Below are 19,496 nucleotides of genomic sequence, written 5' to 3'. Positions count from 1 at the left end.
GGGCCCGAGGACGCACGAGGGCGCGGTACCACCTCGGTTAGCGCGCGGCTCGCGGGGCTTCGCCTAGCGCTCACTCCTTCCTCAGCTGTGACGGGCTGGTCCCGGCGGGTTCTACTTGGCGGCGCGGGGGCGTGAGAGCCCGACGCTTGCCGTTCTTCCCGCGGCTACCCGGTGATGGCCGGATCGACGCCGTTTGAGACCAAAAGTATCACGAGGCTGGCGCGTCACGGTCACTTTCGTGATCGTCCTCGCCGCTTTCGGGGTGAGGCTTCCCGAACGAGCCGAGCAACATGCACACGCACAGGATCACGATGACGCCAGCCGCGGTCACCCACGAGGGCATCGCACCGCCGAGGATGAGCACGAGAGCGAGGAACACGGTCATGGCGACGAGAAAGACCCCGACGGCAAACGTGAATGAATCGCGCCTCATGCTTTCGCTCCTTCCCGCACGTAGGTGACGTCGCCGAAGATGGTGCGGCCATCGATCTGGATGGTGACGTGCGACGGGTCCCAGCGGCTATACCCCTTTGCCTCCGAGTTCGTCGTTGTGCCGAGAGTCGAGGCGAGGGTCGAGTTCACGCGCCAGTCCTCTTCGGGAAGGATGACCGTGATGTTGCCGACGCTGCGGTTGCACACGATTGTGAGCGAGAGGTCCACGAGGAGCGGATCCGGCTCGCCGTTCGCCACGGCCCACGAGGCCCGCGCCTCTTCATCCGTCGGGGGGTCGCCAAGCTCACTCAGGTCGATCACGACGGGGCGCGACCATTCGCGCACGCCACCGCCGGTGCATTCGAGGTAGGAGCCGGGTTGGAACTCATCGACGCTCATGTAGATCGGGGCGTTGCCGCGTGAGTCGGTCAGGCGCACCCACGACACGGACACGGCGAAGACGAGCAAAGAGGCGATCCCGAACGCGAGAATCTGACGGCTGCGCTTGCCTCGCGCTCCCGCGATGATGAGCACCGTGCCGCAGGCAAGCGTGATGGCGGCGGCGCCGACACCCACGCGTGGGATGACTTCGAGCGGCCCGTTCGGGTTGAGCGCCGGGAAGAGGCCCGGGAGGTAGCTGACGAGGGAAAAAACAGCGACGCCAAGAAAAACGAAAGCCGCGAAGAGCCACAGGACCGTGCGCCCCCTGATCATGCCGGCGCCGCGTGCATCGTTCGAGTCGGGGCTGCTGGGGTCACCTTCCGCGTCCCATGCAGCCGGTGCTTCGCTTCGAAGCCGCGCGAGTGTGCGAAGCGCCTCGCGATCGTCGATGATGCCGGCTTGTTCGGCAAGACGCATGAACAGGTAGGTCGTGCGGGCGCGGCTTGCGCGCCACCCACCCCAGACGACGATGACGCCGAGCACAAGCGAGATCGGGACGAGGAATGCGAGGACGATCGGGGCATACACGATGTACGCCCACACGATCGCGACGCCGAGAGCGAGGGCGGGAAGTACGAGGAGTGCGACGATAAGGTCCCCCGGCTGGGGTCGCCTGCGGATCACCGCACGCGCAGGGGTGTCGTAGCGGGCGTTCTCGGCACCAGCGCGCACCTCCACTCCCCCGCGTGCACGAACGCGTTCGGGGCGCGGAAGTGAAAGGTAGAAAACGAGATACACGAAGAGACCGGGGCCGAGTAGCACGAGCGCGAGCGTCCAGATGCGCACGAGCCTCACGGGCAGCCCGTAGGCGTGCGCGAGAGCCGTGCACACGCCTGCGGCGAGCCCCTCGCCGGGGCGACGCGCAAGCCCATAGCGAAGCGCGAACGTCGTCGCGTCCGAGTCCGTCTGCGCGGTCGCGAGCGCGGCGATCGTGCGGTCGGTGCGCTCTGCATCGCGAGGAGGCTCGCGGTGCGCCGAGGGGGATGTCATGTCACTATGGTCGCATGAGTGAACTCCTCCAACCGACCGCGCACGCGTGGACACGCGAGCGCGTCGGTGCGGAACTCACGGGCGTGTGCGCGGCCCTCGCAAACGCCATGGGGATCCCGGTCGCCGCCGTGCGCACGTTCTTCGCGCTCGGCGGCCTCGCACTCGCGTGCGTGCTCCCCGCGACCCTCCTTCTCGACCTCACACCGCTGGTCCTCTACGCGCTCCTCGGCATTGGCGGGAGCGTGATGCTCGTGTACGTCCTCGCGTGGTGGGCCCTTCCGCTCGACCGCGAGCACGAACGCGAAGTTCTCGCCGAGCTCTCGAGCGCTCCCGTCAGGGGCAAGCCTGCTCTTCGGCAGGCAGCGCTTCCTCTCGAGGGCGGCCACACGCCGTTTGGCACCGCCGTGCGGTGGGCGATCCTCGCAGGAATCGTGGGGGCCTCCGTCGCGATCGTCAGCGTCGGGGTGTTTCCGGCGCTCCTGCCAGATATCGACATCCAGGCACCCCTCGCGATCGGTGCGGGCATCCTCGCGGCAGGTATCGCCCTCGGCACGCTGCCACTCTCGAGCGTCGACACGGCGCGCTGGACGGGAAGGGTCTCAAGCCTTCCCTTAGCCGTGACCGGCGCGGTCGTTGTTGGCGGCCTCCTCCTCGTGGGAGGCGCACTCGTGATCGTCGGGGCCCTCCTCGGGGTGCGCGCGATGGGGATCACCGCCGCCGCGACCCTCTTTTCACTCGCCCTCGCCTCGATTCTCGTCGTGCCCTGGACGCGACGCCTGTGGGCAGGCATACGCGAGGAATCCCGCGAGCGTGCACTCGCAGACCACCAGGCAGAAATCGCCTCGCACCTTCACGACTCGGTACTCCAAACACTCACCGTGATCCAGCGCGAGTCCACACCTCCCGAGCGCATGAAACATCTCGCGCGCCAGCAGGAAGTAGAACTCCGCCGCTGGCTCTACGGGAACATCACCCCCGGCTCCGCGCCGCCCTACGCCACGCCACGGGCTGCGGCAGCTCCGCCACAGAGCCTTCGCGAGGCAGTCACCCGCACCGCCGAAGAGGCGGAACGCGCACACGAGGTCCCGATCGAAGTCGTATGCGTCGGCGATGCACCGTTCGTGGACGGCTATCAACCACTCCTTCTCGCCCTTCGCGAGGCCACGAGCAACGCCGCGCGACACGGCAAGGTGGGGGTGCAGGTGTTCCTCGACGCGACAGGCGAGAACATCGAGGTTTTCGTGCGTGATCGCGGCGAGGGCTTCGACATGAGTGCCATCCCTGAAGGGCGTCTCGGAGTGCGCGAGTCTATCCTTGGACGCATGGCCCGCGCCGGTGGCTTCGCGAGCGTGCGAGGCGCGATCGGAGGCGGCTGCGAAGTAACACTCGTGCTTGAGAGACAGGACAACCAACGCCATGGCTGAGAACATTCGCGTGCTCGTGGTCGATGACCACCGCATCTTCGCGTCGGGTGTGAGTGAAGAGCTCAGCAGGCTCGGCGGCATCGAAATCGTCGACATTGCCCTCACCGTCGAGGAGGCAATCGACAAGGCCCGCGAGCTGCGCCCGGACGTGGTTCTGCTCGACGTTCACCTGCCCGGAGGGGGCGGAGGCGGCGGCGCAGAGGTCGCCGAAGCTCTCGAATCCCTCACAACCGAATCTGGCAAACCGGTGCGCTGCCTCGCCCTCTCGGTCTCGGACGCCGAGGTTGACGTGATCGCCGTGATCCGCGCGGGCGCGCGCGGCTATGTCACGAAGTCCACGACGGGCGAAGAGCTCGCCGCAGCACTCCACAAAATCGCTGAAGGCGACGCGGTGTTCTCGCCTCGCCTCGCAGGATTCGTGCTCGATGCATTCCGTGGCGTAGCACCGTCCGTGCCCAGCGAGATGGATCTTTTGAGCCCGCGCGAGCAGGAAGTCATGAAGCTTATTGCGCGCGGTCATACATACCGCGAGGCTGCTTCGGCGCTGTTCATTTCGGATCGCACGATCGAGACCCACGTCTCCAACGTGCTCAAGAAGCTTCAGCTCACAAACCGCTACGAGCTCTCCCGCTGGGCGCGTGAGAAGCGAGTGATCTAGCGGCGTGTGTCATGCTTGAGGGCGTTGATCCCTCACGATGTCTCAAAGCAAGGAGTTTTCCGTGGGTCTCTTTGATAAAGAACCGTTCACCGCAACCGCTACTAAGTCCAACGTGACCGTCGAGGTTGGCGAGGATACGTCTCTTCTCCAGGCGCTCCTCGATGCTGGTGTTCCTATGAAGTATTCGTGCGAAGGCGGCACGTGCGGATCGTGCGTCGTGCCGCTCGTGAGCGGCGAAGTCGAGTACGAGAACGAGTACCTCGAAGAGGACGAACACGGCACGCGCATCGCGTGCTGTGTGGATCGCGGCGTGGGCCACATCGAAGTCGAGGCCTGAACCAAACCTAGGACCGGCGCTCGCCGGTGGCGAGGCGGCTGAATTCTCCGCCGGCGGCAAGCAGTTCGTCGTAGGTGCCGCGTTCGCATATGCGCCCGCTCTTGACGACGAGAATCTGATCGGCGTCGCGCACCGTTGAAAGCCTGTGCGCGATCGAGATGGTCGTGCGTCCCTCGCTGAGGGACCGCAGTGCTCCACCCATGGCACGCTCGGTCACCGTATCGAGCGCGCTCGTTGCCTCGTCGAGTACAAGAATGGGCGGGTCGCGAAGGATGGTACGTGCGATCGCGAGTCTCTGCTTTTCGCCTCCCGAAAAGCGGTAGCCCCGCTCCCCCACCACCGTGTCGTAGCCGTTCGGAAGCGACTCGATGTGCGCGTGGATCTGTGCAATCTCGCACGCGGCAATCATGTCGGCCTCGCTCGCCTCAGGCATCACAAACCGCAGGTTCTCCGCAATGCTCGCGTGAAGCAGGTAGGTCTCTTGCGTGACCACTCCGACGGCGCCCGCGAGCGCGTCGAGCTTGAGCTCGCGCACGTCGATGCCGTCGATACGGATTCGCCCCTCGCTCACGTCGTAGAGGCGTGAGAGGAGATATCCGAGAGTCGTTTTGCCGCTTCCAGTGCTGCCAACGAGGGCGATGTGCGCCCCGCACGGGACCTCGAAGGAGACGTCCTCGATCGTCGCTTTTCGTGCGCTCGGGTACGTGAATGTCACGCCCTCGAAGCTGATGTGCCCGCGCGCCCGCCCGCCGGGAAATGTCCGTGCATTCGCGGCTTCTTTGATGGGGATGTCGAGGTCGAGATACTCGAACACTCGCGTGAATAGTGCGAGGCTCGCGCGAACCTGGGTGGCGACGCGCAGGAGCGTGTTGAGCTGAGGAAAGAGTGTTGTTTGCATCGCGACGAACGCGACGAGGGTGCCGATCGTCAGGTCGCCGAGGCCCTTGATAAAGAGCACCCCGCCGAGGAGGTAGGTGAGGGCGGGAATAACCCACAGGAGCACCGAGTAGAGGCCCTGCATCCAGCGGCCCGCCATTTCCGATTCAACTTCGAGCCTCGAGAGGTCACGAGATTCGGCGTCGAACGCGTCGATTCAGAACGGAGGCGATGGGTGTGGTGACGAGCGAGAACAGGAAGAGCCGCCAGTCCATGGCGATCATCGCGAGGGCGCTCATGAGGATCGTCGCGCTCGCGGAGACGATTTGGGTGGCCACGTTCGTGACGACGGACTGCATGGCGCCGATGTCGTTGAAAATCCGCGATTGGATTTCCCCCGTGCGGGTCGAGGTAAAAAAGGGCAGTCCCATGCGCTGGAGGTGGGCGAACACTCGCACGCGAAGGTCGTGCATGATCGCCTGCCCCACTCGTGTGGAGAGGAAAGACTGGAGCACGCTGAAAACCGCGCCCGCAGCATAAACGGCGATCATGCCGAGCGCGCACCACGTGAGCAGAGCGATGTTGCCTTCGGGCAGGGCAACATCGACGATCTCGCGCACGAGAAACGGCGAGAGCACTCCCGTGATTGCGCCAAGCGCGATGAGCGCAAGCACGAGTGCGAGGGTCGCCCTGTGCGGGGAAAAGAGCGCGAGAATGCGCCTGGTCTCGACCTTTTGGCCGTCGTTGAGCCCCGTATCGGGAAGCTCGAGCGGCCTCACGCGGAGCGAATGAGCTTGTGCTGAGCGGCTTGCGCGAGCGGCCGCAGGGTCACGAGATCGAGGTTCACGTGGTGCGGGAGCTTCACGGAATACGCGATGACATCCGCGACGTCGTCGGCAGTGAGTGGCTTTTCAACGCCTTCGTAGACCTTGTCGGCGGCAGCTTGATCGCCGCCGAGGCGCGTGAGGCTGAATTCCTCGGTGTGCACGAGCCCCGGGGCGATTTCGATGACCCGGATCGGTTTGCCGGCGAGTTCAAGGCGGAGCGCCGCGGCGATCATGTGTTCGCCCGCTTTCGCGGCGTTGTAGCCGGAGCCGCCTTCATAGGCCGCCTGGCTCGCCGTCGAGGTCAGGAACACGACGTCGCCGTGCCCGCTTGCTTCAAGGGCCGGAAGGAGCGCCTTCGTGACACGGCCCGAGCCAATCACGTTGGACCGGAACATCCCCTCCCACTTGTCGAAGGCTGCATCGGCGACCTGCTCGATGCCGAGTGCACCACCGGCGATATTGCACAGGGACGTGAGCACTCCGCCGAACTCGCGCTCGACGTAGTCGGCAACGCGCGCGACATCCTCGTCGACGCTAACGTCGCACGGCAGCACATCAAACTTTTCGGGATCGTTCACCATGCGGGCGAGGTCTTCGAGTCGCTCGCGCCGACGCGCGATCGCGAGAACTCGATACCCTTCCTCATAGAGACGAAGCGCCGTAGCGCGCCCGATTCCGGAGCTCGCGCCGGTGACAACCGCTGTTCGAGGACCTCGTGAGTTCATGTCCATCACACCTCCGTGTGCTCAAGAGCATCGAGGAGCTGCTCGCGCATGCGCTCGAGAGGCTCCGCATCATATTCGGCATCAAAATCGCTCAAGGCCTTTTCGAGGCGTTCAAGCCGGGAAAGGGCGACGTCGGCATCGATGACCGACTGGCTGAAGTGGGGCTCAAGTGCCTCGGCGCGCGCGGAAAGGTCGGTGCCTTTCGCGAAGGACTCATCGAGGAACTCGTCTACGAGCTCGCGCCTCTCGCGCATTTTCGCGCTCACGCTACTGATCGACGTGCGGGCACGGCCGATCGCGACGTGGAGCGAACCGATGTGCTGCAGCATGACGTCAAGGTCCGCAAGAAGTGCGGCGACGAGGTCGCGGATCGCACTATTAGCTTCGGCACGCGCGGCACTCTCTTCGATTTCGAAGCGCTCGTCCGCGAATTGAGTGACCATCGCGGACTGGAGCCGCGCGAGGGAAATCTGGAACTGGGTCTCGCGCGAAAGCGCCGCGAGGGTCGAAAGCTCGCCCGTGAGAGAGCTGAGGCGGGGACGCAGGGCGTTGTCGCTCGAATCCCACAGCCCGAGCTCGGCTGCTGCCTGGAGGTCGATGTCTTTGCGAATACGGCGCAAAACCGAGTCGGTGTAGCCCGCGATCGTCTCGAGAGTTTCCTGATCGAACGACAGCACGCTGACCTCGGCGTGAATGCCGAGGGCGGCGCGCACGATGAGGTCAATCGTGTTCGTGACAACCATGCCGAGGCTGCCCTCAAGCGCCTCTTCGCGCATCATCACTTCACGCAAAAGCGCCTTGCGCTGGAACACCTCATAGCCGTCATAGCCGAGATCACGCACGGCATTATCAACGAGCTTTGCTCCAACGCCCGCAACCTCGCGAGCACTCCTTCCCTGCTCGCGCAGCTTGTTTTCCTCGGCAACGATCACGGCATAGGCCTCGAACACGTCGTCAAAGGTCGCGCTGCTCATGGGTTTTGAGCGCACGGAAAGGTACCCGCCTTCGGGAAGAGGAGTGACCGTAGCAAACACGTCGTAGTGGCTACCGTCGGACGAAAGATTACGAATGTACCCCGCGAACGGCTGGCCCTTTTCGACGGAATCCCACAGGAGCCGGAAGACGCCCGAGGGCATATCGGGGTGGCGGATGATGTTGTGCGGGGCGCCCTTGAGTTGGCTTGCCTCGTATCGCGAAAGCCGCACGAACACGTCGTTGGCCTTGTCGATGTGGCCGCGTTCGTCGGTCGTCGAGAAGAACAGCTCACCCGCCTCGAACTCGAGTTCGTGGCCTGTGGGGTCGGGGCGCTTCATGGGGACCTTCCGCTCGTGTGCGTCGTGGGGAGCCGGGGCGCTGGAGGATCCGACGCCGGCTCGCCCCTATAGTACGCGGCATCTAGGGACCTACCTGGCACAAAGGGCCCTACGCGAAGGGGCATGTTCAGTGCTTGTCGTTGGGGCATCTCACGCCCCCGTAGCACCACCGATGCGTGCATGCGTGAAACAATGAGGCACATGAGCGAAAACAGCCACGACGCAGGTCACGACTCGACCGCCGCACCGATGAGCCCCTCGATTCCCGACCGCCCAAGCCTCGACGGTCTCGAGAGCAAATGGGACACGTGCTGGGAGAACGCGAAGGTCTACGCGTTTAACCGAGACACAAGTCGCGAGAAGGTCTTCTCGATCGACACTCCCCCGCCCACAGCCTCGGGCTCGCTGCACATCGGTCACGTGTTTGCGTACACCCAGGCCGACATCCTCGCGCGCTACAACCGCATGATCGGCAAGGATGTGTTCTACCCGATGGGCTGGGACGACAACGGCCTGCCCACCGAGCGCCGCGTGCAAAACTACTTCGGCGTTCGCTGCGATCCGACCCTCCCCTACGTGGAGAACTTCGAACCGCCTCACCGCGGCGGAAACGCGAAGACCGCGAAGCCTCAAAACCAGATGCCGATCAGCCGCAAGAACTTCATCGAGCTGTGCCTCGAGCTCACAACGGAAGATGAGAAGGCCTTCGAGCACACCTTCCGCACCCTCGGCCTTTCGGTGGATTGGAACTTGCGCTACCAGACCATCGACGACAACTCGCGCGCCGTGAGCCAGAAGGCATTCCTCACGCATCTGAAGAACGGCCAGGCCTATCAGGCCGAGGCCCCGACCCCGTGGGACGTCACGTTCCGTACCGCGGTTGCGCAGGCCGAGCAGGAGGACCACGATCGCGAGGGCGCGTACCACCGCCTGGGCTTCACGCGCGCCGATAACGGCGAGAAGGTGTTCATCGAGACGACTCGCCCGGAGCTTCTTCCCGCGTGTGTCGCGCTCGTCGCGCATCCCGACGATGAGCGCTACAAGCCGCTGTTCGGCACGACGGTGCTCTCGCCTCTGTTCGAGGTCGAGGTGCCCGTTCTCGCGCACCCGCTCGCACAGGCCGATAAGGGCGCGGGCATCGCGATGATCTGTACGTTCGGCGATGCGACCGACGTGATTTGGTGGCGTGAACTCGACCTTCCCACGCGAGCCGTGATCGGCCGCGACGGCCGATTCCTCGAGGACGCCCCGTGGATCACGAGCGAGGCCGGTCGCGAGCGGTACGCCGAACTCGCGGGTCTCACCGTGTTCAGCGCGCAAAAGCGCGTGGTCGAGATGGTCACCGAGACGGGCGACATGGTGGGCGAGCCGAAGAAGATCACCCACCCGGTCAAGTTTTACGAAAAGGGCGATAAGCCACTCGAGTACGTCACGAGCCGCCAGTGGTATATCACGAACGGTGGGCGCGATGAGGCCGACGGCACTTTGCGCACGGCGCTGCTCAAGCGTGGCGAGGAACTCACCTGGTATCCGGGATTCATGGCCTCGCGCTACCGCAATTGGGTCGAGAACCTCACGGGCGACTGGCTCGTGAGCCGCCAGCGCTACTTCGGCGTGCCGATCCCCGTGTGGTACGGCCTCGATGCGAAGGGCGAGATCGACTACGACCGCGTGCTCATTCCTTCCGAGGATCGCCTTCCCGTGGATCCCACCCTCGATGCGCCGGAAGGCTTCGACGAGTCTCAGCGCGATGAGCCGAACGGCTTCACGGCCGACCCGGATGTGTTCGACACGTGGGCGACGAGCTCGCTCACGCCGCTCCTCGCGACCGGCTGGCTCGATGACCCGGATCTCTTCGGCAAGGTCTACCCGATGGATCTTCGCCCGCAGGGTCACGACATCATCCGTACGTGGTTGTTCAGCACGGTCGTGCGTTCGCATCTTCTCACCGATTCGCTTCCGTGGACGGGCGCGAGCATCAACGGCTGGATCCTCGACCCGGACCGCAAGAAGATGTCAAAGTCGAAAGGCAATGTCGTGACGCCGATCGACCTTCTCGAAAAGTACGGTTCGGATGGCGTGCGCTACTGGGCGGCACGCGCCCGCCAGGGAGCGGACACGGCGTTCGAAGAGGGCCAGATGAAGATCGGCCGGCGCCTCGCGATCAAGGTTCTCAACGCCTCGAAGTTTGCGCTCGGCTTTGGCGAAGTGGCGTCGGACCCGGAGGGCACCCTTCCTGCGGACCCAGCCGCTGTCACCGAGCCGCTCGACCGCGCGATGCTCGCCTCCCTCGCGAGCGTCGTGGATCAGGCGAGCGCGGCGATGTCGAAACTCGACTACGCGCGTGCGATCGAGGTCATCGAGCCGTTCTTCTGGACGTTCTGTGATGACTACATTGAGCTCGTGAAGAATCGCGCACACGGTGCGGCTGGCGAAGGCCCCGCAGCCTCGGCTCGCGCGGCTCTCACGATTGCGCTCGAGACCCTGCTGCGCCTTTTCGCGCCGTACCTCCCGTTTGCCACCGACGAGGTGTGGAGCTGGTGGCGCGAAGGCTCGGTTCACCAGCAGGCATGGCCCACCTCGGCGCCTCTCGCCAAGGCCGCAGCCGGCCAGGACGAATCGCTCCTGCGCGTGGTGAGCGAGGCCATCATTTCGGTGCGCAAGGTCAAGAGCGACGCGAAGGTCTCGCAAAAGACTCCGATGCTGCAGGCGAATCTCGCGCTTCCCGAAGGTGCACTCGCCGAGTTCGAGAGCGTGCGCTTCGACGTGTGCGCGCTCGGCTCAATCGAGGAGCTCACGCTTGAGCCCTCGACCGACGGCGCGATCACGCTGTCGAAGGTCGAGCTCGGCGAGCCGCCCGCGAAGAAGAAGTAGGCGCGCACAGGCCGCAACACGCAGCCGATCATCGCAAGAGCCCCGAGGGGCACGGTAGGTCTTCACACCGCCGTGGTTCTCGGGGCCCTTTCGAGCGAGCAGACCGCCCCCGCCTGCGCCCCCACCTAGATCCGAGTTGTCATTATCGCAACCTCGTTGCGTTTATCGCTTGACTGTCTCGTGGTCTACTTCTAGGATCGACACCACTACCTTCCGTGGAAATGACGCCCAGTCGTTTTCTCAATGACGAGAACCTAGGAGGCCCCGTGGCGGAAGAACTGCCCCAACACCCCGATTTCCTGTGGGATAACCCGGACCCGAAGAAAACCTACGACGCGATCGTCGTGGGCGGCGGCGGACACGGACTCGCCACCGCGTATTACCTCGCAAAAAATCACGGGATGACCAACATCGCCCTTCTTGAAAAAGGGTGGCTCGCGGGCGGCAACATGGCCCGCAACACCACGATCATCCGGTCGAACTACCTGTGGAACGAATCCGCCGCGATCTACGAGCACGCGATGAAGTTGTGGGAGGGCCTCACCGAGGAGCTCGAGTACGAGATGTTCTTTTCGCAGCGCGGCGTGCTCAATCTTGCGCACACGCTCGGCGACGTGCGCGAATCGGTGCGAAGGGTCGAGGCGAACAAGCTCAACGGCGTGGACGCCGAATGGCTCACACCCGAGCAGGTCAAAGAAGTGTGCCCGATCCTCAACATCAGCGACAACGTGCGATACCCGGTTATGGGCGCGACCTACCAGCCGCGCGCGGGCATCGCGAAACACGATTGGGTGGCATGGGGCTACGCGCGCAAGTGCAACGAGCTCGGCGTCGACATCATTCAAAACTGCGAGGTCACGAAGGTTCTGTCCGACGGTGACCGCGCGATCGGTGTCGAGACCACTCGCGGGAAGATCCTCGCCCCCAAAATCGCCCTCGCGGCAGCAGGGCACACGACCACCCTCACAGATCAACTCGGGGTGCGCGTACCCACGCAGTCGCATCCGCTCCAGGCACTCGTCTCGGAGCTTTTTGAGCCGGTTCACCCCACGGTCGTCATGAGCAACCACGTGCACATGTACGTATCGCAGGCTCATAAGGGCGAGCTCGTCATGGGTGCGGGAATCGATCAATACAACGGCTACGGCCAGCGCGGGTCGTTCCACGTGGTCTCCGAGCAAATTGCCGCGGCGATCGAACTATTCCCCGTGTTCTCTCGTGCACATCTGCTGCGCACATGGGGCGGGATCGTGGATGTCACGCTCGATGCTTCCCCCATCATGTCCCTGTGTGACGTCGAAGGCGTGTACATCAACTGCGGCTGGGGCACGGGCGGCTTCAAGGCTACCCCCGCATGCGGATGGGCGTTTGCGTATACGGTCGCGAACGATCGCCCCCACGAACTCAATGAACCGTTCTCGCTCGAACGCTTTACGACCGGCCACCTGATCGACGAGCACGGCGCCGCTGCCGTCGCTCACTAACCCCTCCGCGAAAGGAAGACCAACGATGCTTCTTCTCACGTGCCCCCACTGCGGTGACCGCGACGAAATCGAGTTTCACTACGGCGGCGAGGCTCACGTGGCCTACCCCGAAAAAACCGCGGAATTGACCGATACCGAATGGGCCCACTACCTGTTCTACCGCTCGAACCCCAAAGGCGAGTACGCCGAGCGATGGCTGCACACGGGCGGCTGCCGAAAGTGGTTCAATGCCCTGCGCGACACGGCGACCCATGAGTTCCTCGCGTTCTATCCGGCGGGCGAGAAACGCCCCGAGCTGCACGGCGGCAACGAGGCCGCCCACACGATGGGAGAGACCAAGTGAGCATGCGACTATCCCCCGAGCATTCCCCTCGGCACGGCCTCGCGGACAGTGAACCCTTCTCGATCACGGTCGACGGTGTGGAGATCGAGGCATACGACGGCGACACGGTTGCCTCCGCGCTCATCGCCTCGGGCCGGATCCACACGGCCGAATCGATGTACCGCCACCGCCCACGAGGAATCCTCGCGGCGGGCATCGAAGAGCCGAACGGGCTCATCACGGTTCGCTCACGCGACGCGCACGATATCGACGAAACAATGCTGCCGGTGACAACCGTCCCGGCTACGCCGGGCCTCGAGACTCTGTTTGTTTCAGGGCAGGGCGCCCTCGACCCGCGTCCCGACCCGGCCCTCTACGACCACAAACACCGCCACGTGGACGTGCTCATCGTGGGCGCGGGCCCCGCCGGCATCGCCGCGGCGCGCTCGGCCCTCGCCGGCCAATGCAGGGTCGCGCTCCTCGACGATCAGCCCCTTCCCGGCGGTTCACTTCTTTCCACACGCGATGTCGAAATCGATGGTCTCAGCGGCCCCGAATGGGCACGCACTGAAATCGAGAAGCTCGAAAAGAACAGCGACTTCACCTACCTTCCGCGCACGAGCGCGTTCGGCTGCTACGACGCGAACTACGTGATCGCGGTCGAAAACCGCACCGATCACCTTCCACGCGCCAAGCGCCCCGGAGTGTCGCGCCAGCGCATGTGGCAGTTCCGCGCCGCGGAGGTCATTCTCGCGACCGGCGCCATTGAACGACCGCTCGTGTTCAAAAACAACGACCGGCCGGGCATCATGCTCGCCTCCGCCGTGAGCACCTACATCAACCGCTACGGCGCGCTGCCGGGCCACCGAGCGGCACTGTTCACCACCAATGACGCGGGCTATGAGAGCGCGCTCGACCTCGCGGCGGCAGGGGCGAAGGTCGCCGCGATCATCGACGCACGCCCAAGCGTGCCCGAGCACTGCAGGAAAATCGCGCGCGAGGTGGGGGCAGTCCTCTACGCGGGCTCCGCCGTGATCGACACCGACGCGGGCGAGGGCGGGCTCCTGAACGCCGTCACGGTGCGCGGCCTCAACGACAACGCCGAGCTCACGGGCGAAGCAGACCACATCGAGGTCGACCTCCTCGCCGTCTCGGGCGGATACAGCCCCACCGTGCACCTCCACACCCACCGCCAGGGAAAAACCACGTGGAACACGGACATCGCGGGCTTCGTGCCCGTCTCCCCCGTTTCCCACCAGCACCACGCGGGCGCCCTCACCGGGAAATATTCCCTCGAGGATGCGCTCGAAGAAGGTCACCGCGCAGGTATCGAGGCCCGCGAGAAGGCTGCCGAAGCGAAAGGCTTCAACGCCGGGAAACTGAAGCGCGAGGTTGCCGAGGCAGCCGTCGGAACCTCACTGCCCCTTGACCGCTCTCCCGTGCGGCCCGTGTGGCTCGTACCCGCCAACGACGGCGACGCAGCCGAGTGGAACGAGCACTTCGTGGATCTCCAGCGTGACCAGGCCGTCGCTGAAATTATGCGCGCCTTTGGCGCGGGCATGCACAACATCGAGCACATCAAGCGCTACACGTCGATTGGCACTGCGAACGATCAGGGCAAAACCTCAGGCGTAAACGCAATGGCGATCCTCGCGGCCGCGCTCGGCGAAGATAATCTCGAGAAGGTCGGCGTCTCAAACTACCGCGCGCCCTATACGCCCGTGCCGTTTGGGGTCATCGCGGGCCGCGAGCGCGGCGACCTCTTCGACCCAGCACGCCTCACGTCGATTCACCCGTGGCACCTCGCCCACGGCGCGAAGTTCGAGGACGTGGGCCAGTGGAAGCGCCCCTGGTACTACCCGCAGGGAGCGGAATCGATGGACGCAGCGGTGCGCCGCGAGTGCGCGGCGGTCCGCGAGTCCGTGGGGTTCATGGACGGCACCACGCTCGGCAAAATCGAGATTCGCGGGAAGGACGCAGCGGAATTCCTCGATCGCGTGTACACGAACTCGTTCCGCCTGCTCAAGGTCGGCATGGGACGCTATGGCGTGATGTGTACGCCCGACGGGATGATCTTTGATGATGGCGTGACGATGAGGCTCGCGGACGATCGCTTCCTCATGACGACCACCTCGTCGGGTGCCGCGAAGGTTCTCGACCACCTCGAAGAATACTCGCAAACGGAGTGGCCCGAGCTCGACGTGACATTCACGTCGGTGACCGAGCAGTACGCGACGATCACGGTCGCCGGCCCGAAGTCGCGTGCGGTCATCGAGAAACTCGTGCCGAACATCGACGTTTCCGCCAAGGGCTTCCCGTTCATGGCGTTTCGCGACACGACCCTCGCAAACGGTATTCCGGCGCGCGTGTGCCGCATTTCGTTCTCGGGCGAGCTTGCCTACGAGATCAATGTTGAGGCCTACTACGGTCTCGCCGTGTGGGAGGCCGTTGAGGAGGCCGGGCGCGAATTCGGAATTACTCCCTATGGCACGGAAACGATGCACGTGCTGCGTGCCGAGAAGGGCTTCATCATCGTCGGTCAAGATACGGATGGCACGGTTACCCCGCAGGACGCGGGAATGGACTGGGTCGTGTCGAAAAAGAAGGAGGAGTTCCTCGGTAAGCGCTCCTTCGCCCGTGCCCACACCGCTGCCCCGGATCGACGCCACCTCGTGAGCGTTCTTCCAGTCGATCGCCGACTGCGCCTTCGCGAGGGCGCGCAGCTCGTCGAAAAGGGAACGGACCTCACGGTTCGTGACGCTGACGCCACGACTCCCCTCCTGCCGGGTGATGGGCAGATCGAAGACATCGGCTTCGTGACGTCGAGTTACGACTCGGTGGCGCTGGGCCGCACGTTCGCTCTCGCGCTCATCGAACGTGGCCGTGAGCGCGAAGGCGAAATCATCTCGAGCCCCGTCGACGGCCGCCTCGTCGACGTAGAAATCGGGCCCCTGTGTCTTTTTGATCCGGAAGGAGAGCGCCGCGATGGCTAACGCTCAGTTGAAAGAATTTCGCCGCACGCCCGCCGCGCACCTTGCGGGCGCGATGGAGGCGGCGCGTGTCGTCGGCCCGCGTTCCGTGGCACTTCGGGAGCTAGATTCACCGCTGCAAGCAGGGCTTCGCGCGAAGCCGGGGAGCGAAAGCGCACGTGCACTTGAGAGCGTGCTCGGCTTTGCACTTCCCGCGCGGGTTGGCGAGGTCGCGGGAAGGTCCGACGCCGGCCACGTTCTGTGGCTCTCGCCCGACGAGTTCCTGTACGTCGATCCCTCCGACACGTCCCAGGCCGCCGTCGCTGACCTCGAGGCCTCTCTCGAAGGATTGCCGGGGCACGCCGTGGATCTTTCCGCGAACCGCACCGTGTTTGAGCTTTCGGGCCGCGCCAGCGAGGAGCTTCTCGAGAAGGGCTGCAACGCGGATCTACACCCGCGTGAGTTCCCAGCGGGCCGCGCGATCGCGACCCAGCTCGCGCACGTGCCGATCCTCTTGCACCGCGTGGACCAGAGCGTATGGCGGCTCTTCCCTCGCGCGAGCTTCGCCGATTTCGTGGCGCGGTGGATTATGGATGCGATGACCGAGTATCGCCAAAGCGACGTTCTCTAGAGCGCCGCTCACAGCAACCGGGCCGCTTGGCGCACTCAGCGCCGGGCGGCCCCATCAATTCCGCTACTTCTCCGCGGCAATCCGCTCATGGTGACGAATCACCTCGGTGACGAGGAAATGCAGAAAACGCTGCGTAAACACCGGGTCGAGACCAGACTCTTCGGCAAGTCGCGTAAGACGCTCGACCTGGTGTTTTTCGCGATCCGGGTCGCCAGCGGGAAGGCCGTGCTCTGCCTTGAGGGCACCCACGGCCTGCGTGAACTTGAAGCGTTCGGCGAGGAGATGCACGAGGGCCGCGTCGATATTGTCGATCGAGCGTCGGTGCTGGCCAAGCACCTCCCGAGCGCGGGCGATCTGCTCGTCGGTGACGTGGGTCCCGGCACTTGGGGTCGCTGGAGAATCATTCATGCGCTAAGCCTTCCAGGCGAAACCGGGTGAGTAAAGGCCTTCGGCCATAAAGCGTCACGCGCTGCGGCGGCGCTTCTTCGTGTCGCTGCTTTCGGCGGCGGAATCGGCGCGAGTGAGCATGAGCGGCTCGCGTCCCTCGGTCACGACGGCTTCGGTGATGACGATCTTCACGACATCGTCGCGTGAGGGCACCTCGAACATCACGGGCTGGAGGATTTCCTCCATGATCGCGCGAAGGCCCCTCGCGCCCGTTCCGAGCTCAAGAGCGCGATCGGCGATGGCCTCGAGTGCAAGCTGCTCGAAGTCGAGCTCGACCTCGTCAAGGGCGAACATCTTCTGGTACTGCTTGACGAGTGCGTTTTTCGGCTCGATCAGGATGCGGGTGAGATCCTCACGGTCGAGGTTCGTGACCGACGTTAGCACGGGAAGGCGCCCGATGAACTCGGGGATGAGCCCGAACTTGAGGAGGTCTTCCGGGAGGATCTTCGCATAAATCTCCTGTTCATCGAGCGGGGTGTGAAGTTGGCTTCCAAATCCGATGCCACGCTTACCGATGCGGTTGCTGATGATGTCCTCGATACCCGCAAATGCACCCGCGACAATAAACAGCACGTTGGTGGTGTCGAGCTGCACGTAGTCCTGCTGCGGATGCTTCCGCCCGCCCTGCGGGGGCACGGCCGAGACCGTCCCTTCGAGGATCTTGAGCAGACCCTGCTGGACGCCCTCACCGGAAACGTCGCGTGTAATCGACGGATTTTCCGCTTTGCGGCCGATCTTGTCGATCTCGTCAATATAGATGATGCCGCGCTCGGCGCGCTTGACGTCCCAGTCGGCAGCCTGAAGCAGTTTGAGAAGAACGTTTTCGACGTCCTCACCCACGTAGCCGGCTTCCGTGAGCGCGGTGGCATCAGCCATCGCAAACGGTACGTTCAGGAGCTTCGCGAGGGTTTGCGCGAGGTAGGTTTTTCCACAACCCGTGGGCCCCACGACCAGCACGTTCGATTTTGCGACCTCGACTTCGTCGATGTCGGTGCCGATGCCCGAATCCTTCGTTTCACTCGCGATCACACGCTTGTAGTGGTTGTACACCGCGACGGAAAGGGCGCGCTTCGCGGTCTCCTGGCCAACGATGTGAGTCTCGAGGAAGTCGAAGATTTCATTGGGCTTCGGGAGCTCGAGCTCCTTGGCCTGCTCTTCCTTCTTCTCCGCGGCCTCGGTTTCCTCAGCGATGATCTCGTTGCACAGCTCGATGCATTCCTCGCAAATGTACACGTGAGGGCCGGAGATGAGCCGCTCAACCTGCTTTTGCGACTTGCCGCAGAACGAGCACTTATAGATCTCGCTCGAATCACCAATCTGTGCCATGGAGGAGAAATCCTTCCTGGGAAGCTATCAGGCCCTTGCCACACTAGCGGCAGGGATGCATGGAAATGGGGAGGCGCACCAGCGAGTGTGTGTCGCTGTGGCGCACCTCCCCGGCCCGTTCACGGGTGGCAGCGCTTACTGGCCGAGCTGCGCCTGCTCGCTGCGGCGCTGGAGCACCTGGTCGATGAGGCCGTATTCGAGCGCCCCCTGGGCGGTGAGGATCTTGTCGCGCTCGATGTCGCGGTGGATCTCCTCGCGGTCACGTCCCGAGTGGTGGGCGAGGGTGTCCTCGAGCCACTCGCGCATGCGCAGAATTTCGTTGGCCTGAATCTCGATGTCCGAGGCCTGACCGCCGCCCTGGCCGCCCATCGCGGGCTGGTGAATGAGGATGCGTGCGTTCGGAAGCGCGAGGCGCTTGCCGGGGGCGCCGGCCGCAAGAAGCACCGCGGCGGCGGAGGCCGCCTGGCCGAGGCACACGGTCGTCACGTCAGGCTTGATGTACTGCATCGTGTCGTAGATCGCCGTGAGCGCCGTAAACGATCCGCCCGGGCTGTTGATGTACAGGGTGATGTCGCGGTCCGGATCCTGCGACTCGAGCACGAGTAGCTGCGCCATCACGTCGTCCGCCGAGGCGTCGTCCACCTGGACGCCGAGGAAGATAATGCGATCCTCGAACAGCTTCGCGTACGGATCCTGGCGCTTGAAGCCGTAGGCCGTGCGCTCCTCGTAGGTGGGCAGCACGTAGCGTGCGCTCGGCATGTGGCCGGCCTTCATGGAGGGCTCAAAAGTCATGGTTGTACTCCTTTAGTTTCGCCGCGTCAGTTCTCGTCCATGCCGCCATCGCCGGTCACGTCGCCGGCTGCGGAGACGATCCGGTCGATGAAGCCATATTCGAGGGCTTCGGGGGCGGTGAACCAGTGGTCGCGGTCGCCGTCGGCAATGATCTGCTCGACGCTCTTGCCGGTCTGCTCAGCGGTAATCTCGGCCATCTGCTGCTTCATCGAGAGGATCAGATCGGCCTGGATCTTGATCTCGGACGCGGTGCCGCCGAGGCCGCCGAGCGGCTGGTGCATGAGAATACGCGTGTGGGGCGTCGCGAAACGCTTACCGGGAGTGCCGGAGCTCAGCAGGAACTGCCCCATCGAGGCGGCCATGCCCATGGCGACCGTGACGACATCCGGCTTGATGTACTGCATCGTGTCGTAGATAGCCATGCCGGCGGTGATCGAACCGCCAGGGCTGTTGATGTAAAGGAAGATGTCCTTGTCCGGATCTTCCGCGGCGAGCAGGAGCAGCTTCGCGCAGATGGCGTTCGCGTTGTCGTCGCGAACATCCGAGCCGAGCCACACGATGCGCTCGCGCAGGAGCCGCTGGTACACGTTGTCGTCGAGGCCAAGCGGCATTTCACCGGCCGCGTTCA

Annotated in this window: 18 protein-coding genes; 8 read left to right on the top strand and 10 right to left on the bottom strand. The window is 64.2% G+C overall.

The window, feature by feature from the left end:
• Positions 1-208: 208 nt before the first annotated feature.
• Positions 209-433: a hypothetical protein gene (locus E6X30_RS07230; protein WP_316335968.1), complete on the bottom strand. Its 225-nt coding sequence runs from the start codon at positions 431-433 to the stop codon at positions 209-211.
• On the bottom strand, positions 430-1,863 hold the full coding sequence (locus E6X30_RS07225; RefSeq protein WP_316335967.1) for a PspC domain-containing protein: 1,434 nt from the start codon (positions 1,861-1,863) through the stop codon (positions 430-432). Before E6X30_RS07225 ends, E6X30_RS07230 begins: the two co-directional genes overlap by 4 nt.
• A gap of 14 nt (positions 1,864-1,877) precedes the next feature.
• Between E6X30_RS07225 and E6X30_RS07220 the strand changes: the two genes are divergently transcribed.
• The 3 genes from E6X30_RS07220 to E6X30_RS07210 all read left to right on the top strand — a co-directional run bounded on the left by E6X30_RS07220 (position 1,878) and on the right by E6X30_RS07210 (position 4,282).
• A complete protein-coding gene (locus tag E6X30_RS07220) occupies positions 1,878-3,287 on the top strand; it encodes an ATP-binding protein (RefSeq protein WP_316335966.1) in 1,410 nt (469 codons plus the stop codon).
• On the top strand, positions 3,280-3,945 hold the full coding sequence (locus E6X30_RS07215; protein ID WP_016663080.1) for a response regulator transcription factor: 666 nt from the start codon (positions 3,280-3,282) through the stop codon (positions 3,943-3,945). The genes E6X30_RS07220 and E6X30_RS07215 overlap by 8 nt, the downstream gene beginning before the upstream one ends.
• Before the next feature lie 61 nt (positions 3,946-4,006).
• Positions 4,007-4,282 (top strand): 2Fe-2S iron-sulfur cluster binding domain-containing protein, encoded by a 276-nt coding sequence (locus tag E6X30_RS07210; RefSeq protein ID WP_061212022.1) that lies wholly within the window; start codon positions 4,007-4,009, stop codon positions 4,280-4,282.
• A gap of 7 nt (positions 4,283-4,289) precedes the next feature.
• Here the strand turns inward: E6X30_RS07210 and E6X30_RS07205 are convergent, their stop codons facing one another.
• From E6X30_RS07205 to E6X30_RS07190, 4 genes are read right to left on the bottom strand one after another with little or no spacing between them, the layout of a single operon-like run.
• Complete coding sequence (locus E6X30_RS07205) at positions 4,290-5,303, bottom strand: ATP-binding cassette domain-containing protein (protein WP_316335965.1); 1,014 nt, start codon at positions 5,301-5,303, stop codon at positions 4,290-4,292.
• A gap of 43 nt (positions 5,304-5,346) precedes the next feature.
• Positions 5,347-5,937 carry an ABC transporter transmembrane domain-containing protein gene (locus E6X30_RS07200; RefSeq protein ID WP_246816532.1) on the bottom strand — a complete coding sequence of 197 codons (591 nt, stop codon included), beginning with the start codon at positions 5,935-5,937 and terminating at the stop codon, positions 5,347-5,349.
• A complete protein-coding gene (locus E6X30_RS07195) occupies positions 5,934-6,716 on the bottom strand; it encodes an SDR family oxidoreductase (RefSeq protein WP_070435765.1) in 783 nt (260 codons plus the stop codon). Before E6X30_RS07195 ends, E6X30_RS07200 begins: the two co-directional genes overlap by 4 nt.
• Positions 6,716-8,023, bottom strand: coding sequence for a PAS domain-containing protein (locus E6X30_RS07190; RefSeq protein WP_070435764.1), 1,308 nt, complete (start codon positions 8,021-8,023; stop codon positions 6,716-6,718). Before E6X30_RS07190 ends, E6X30_RS07195 begins: the two co-directional genes overlap by 1 nt.
• A 201-nt stretch (positions 8,024-8,224) precedes the next feature.
• On the opposite strand from E6X30_RS07190, the gene valS reads away from it, so the two are divergent.
• The 5 genes from valS (at position 8,225) to E6X30_RS07165 (ending at position 16,303) form a co-directional block, all read left to right on the top strand.
• Positions 8,225-10,897 (top strand): valine--tRNA ligase, encoded by a 2,673-nt coding sequence (gene valS, locus E6X30_RS07185; RefSeq protein ID WP_259893667.1) that lies wholly within the window; start codon positions 8,225-8,227, stop codon positions 10,895-10,897.
• 266 nt (positions 10,898-11,163) lie between these two features.
• A complete protein-coding gene (locus tag E6X30_RS07180) occupies positions 11,164-12,381 on the top strand; it encodes a sarcosine oxidase subunit beta family protein (protein WP_016663086.1) in 1,218 nt (405 codons plus the stop codon).
• 25 nt (positions 12,382-12,406) lie between these two features.
• Positions 12,407-12,724 (top strand): sarcosine oxidase subunit delta, encoded by a 318-nt coding sequence (locus E6X30_RS07175; protein ID WP_070459000.1) that lies wholly within the window; start codon positions 12,407-12,409, stop codon positions 12,722-12,724.
• Positions 12,725-12,726: 2 nt separating this feature from the next.
• Complete coding sequence (locus tag E6X30_RS07170) at positions 12,727-15,696, top strand: 2Fe-2S iron-sulfur cluster-binding protein (protein ID WP_070459002.1); 2,970 nt, start codon at positions 12,727-12,729, stop codon at positions 15,694-15,696.
• Positions 15,689-16,303, top strand: coding sequence for a sarcosine oxidase subunit gamma (locus E6X30_RS07165; protein WP_016663089.1), 615 nt, complete (start codon positions 15,689-15,691; stop codon positions 16,301-16,303). The genes E6X30_RS07170 and E6X30_RS07165 overlap by 8 nt, the downstream gene beginning before the upstream one ends.
• A gap of 63 nt (positions 16,304-16,366) precedes the next feature.
• Here the strand turns inward: E6X30_RS07165 and E6X30_RS07160 are convergent, their stop codons facing one another.
• From E6X30_RS07160 to E6X30_RS07145, 4 genes are all read right to left on the bottom strand, one after another.
• Complete coding sequence (locus E6X30_RS07160) at positions 16,367-16,711, bottom strand: chorismate mutase (RefSeq protein ID WP_016663090.1); 345 nt, start codon at positions 16,709-16,711, stop codon at positions 16,367-16,369.
• A gap of 54 nt (positions 16,712-16,765) precedes the next feature.
• Complete coding sequence (gene clpX, locus E6X30_RS07155; RefSeq protein ID WP_316335964.1) at positions 16,766-18,076, bottom strand: ATP-dependent Clp protease ATP-binding subunit ClpX; 1,311 nt, start codon at positions 18,074-18,076, stop codon at positions 16,766-16,768.
• 135 nt (positions 18,077-18,211) lie between these two features.
• Positions 18,212-18,868, bottom strand: a complete 657-nt coding sequence (locus E6X30_RS07150) for an ATP-dependent Clp protease proteolytic subunit (RefSeq protein ID WP_016663092.1) — start codon at positions 18,866-18,868, stop codon at positions 18,212-18,214.
• Between the two features lie 26 nt (positions 18,869-18,894).
• A complete protein-coding gene (locus E6X30_RS07145) occupies positions 18,895-19,479 on the bottom strand; it encodes an ATP-dependent Clp protease proteolytic subunit (protein WP_051120673.1) in 585 nt (194 codons plus the stop codon).
• Positions 19,480-19,496 lie beyond the last annotated feature (17 nt).

The sequence above is a fragment of the Dermabacter sp. genome (assembly GCF_032550575.1).
Classification (GTDB): Bacteria; Actinomycetota; Actinomycetes; order Actinomycetales; family Dermabacteraceae; genus Dermabacter; species Dermabacter hominis.
The sequence above is the reverse complement of the archived record's forward strand: the minus strand, read 5'-3'. Positions and strand labels throughout refer to the sequence as shown.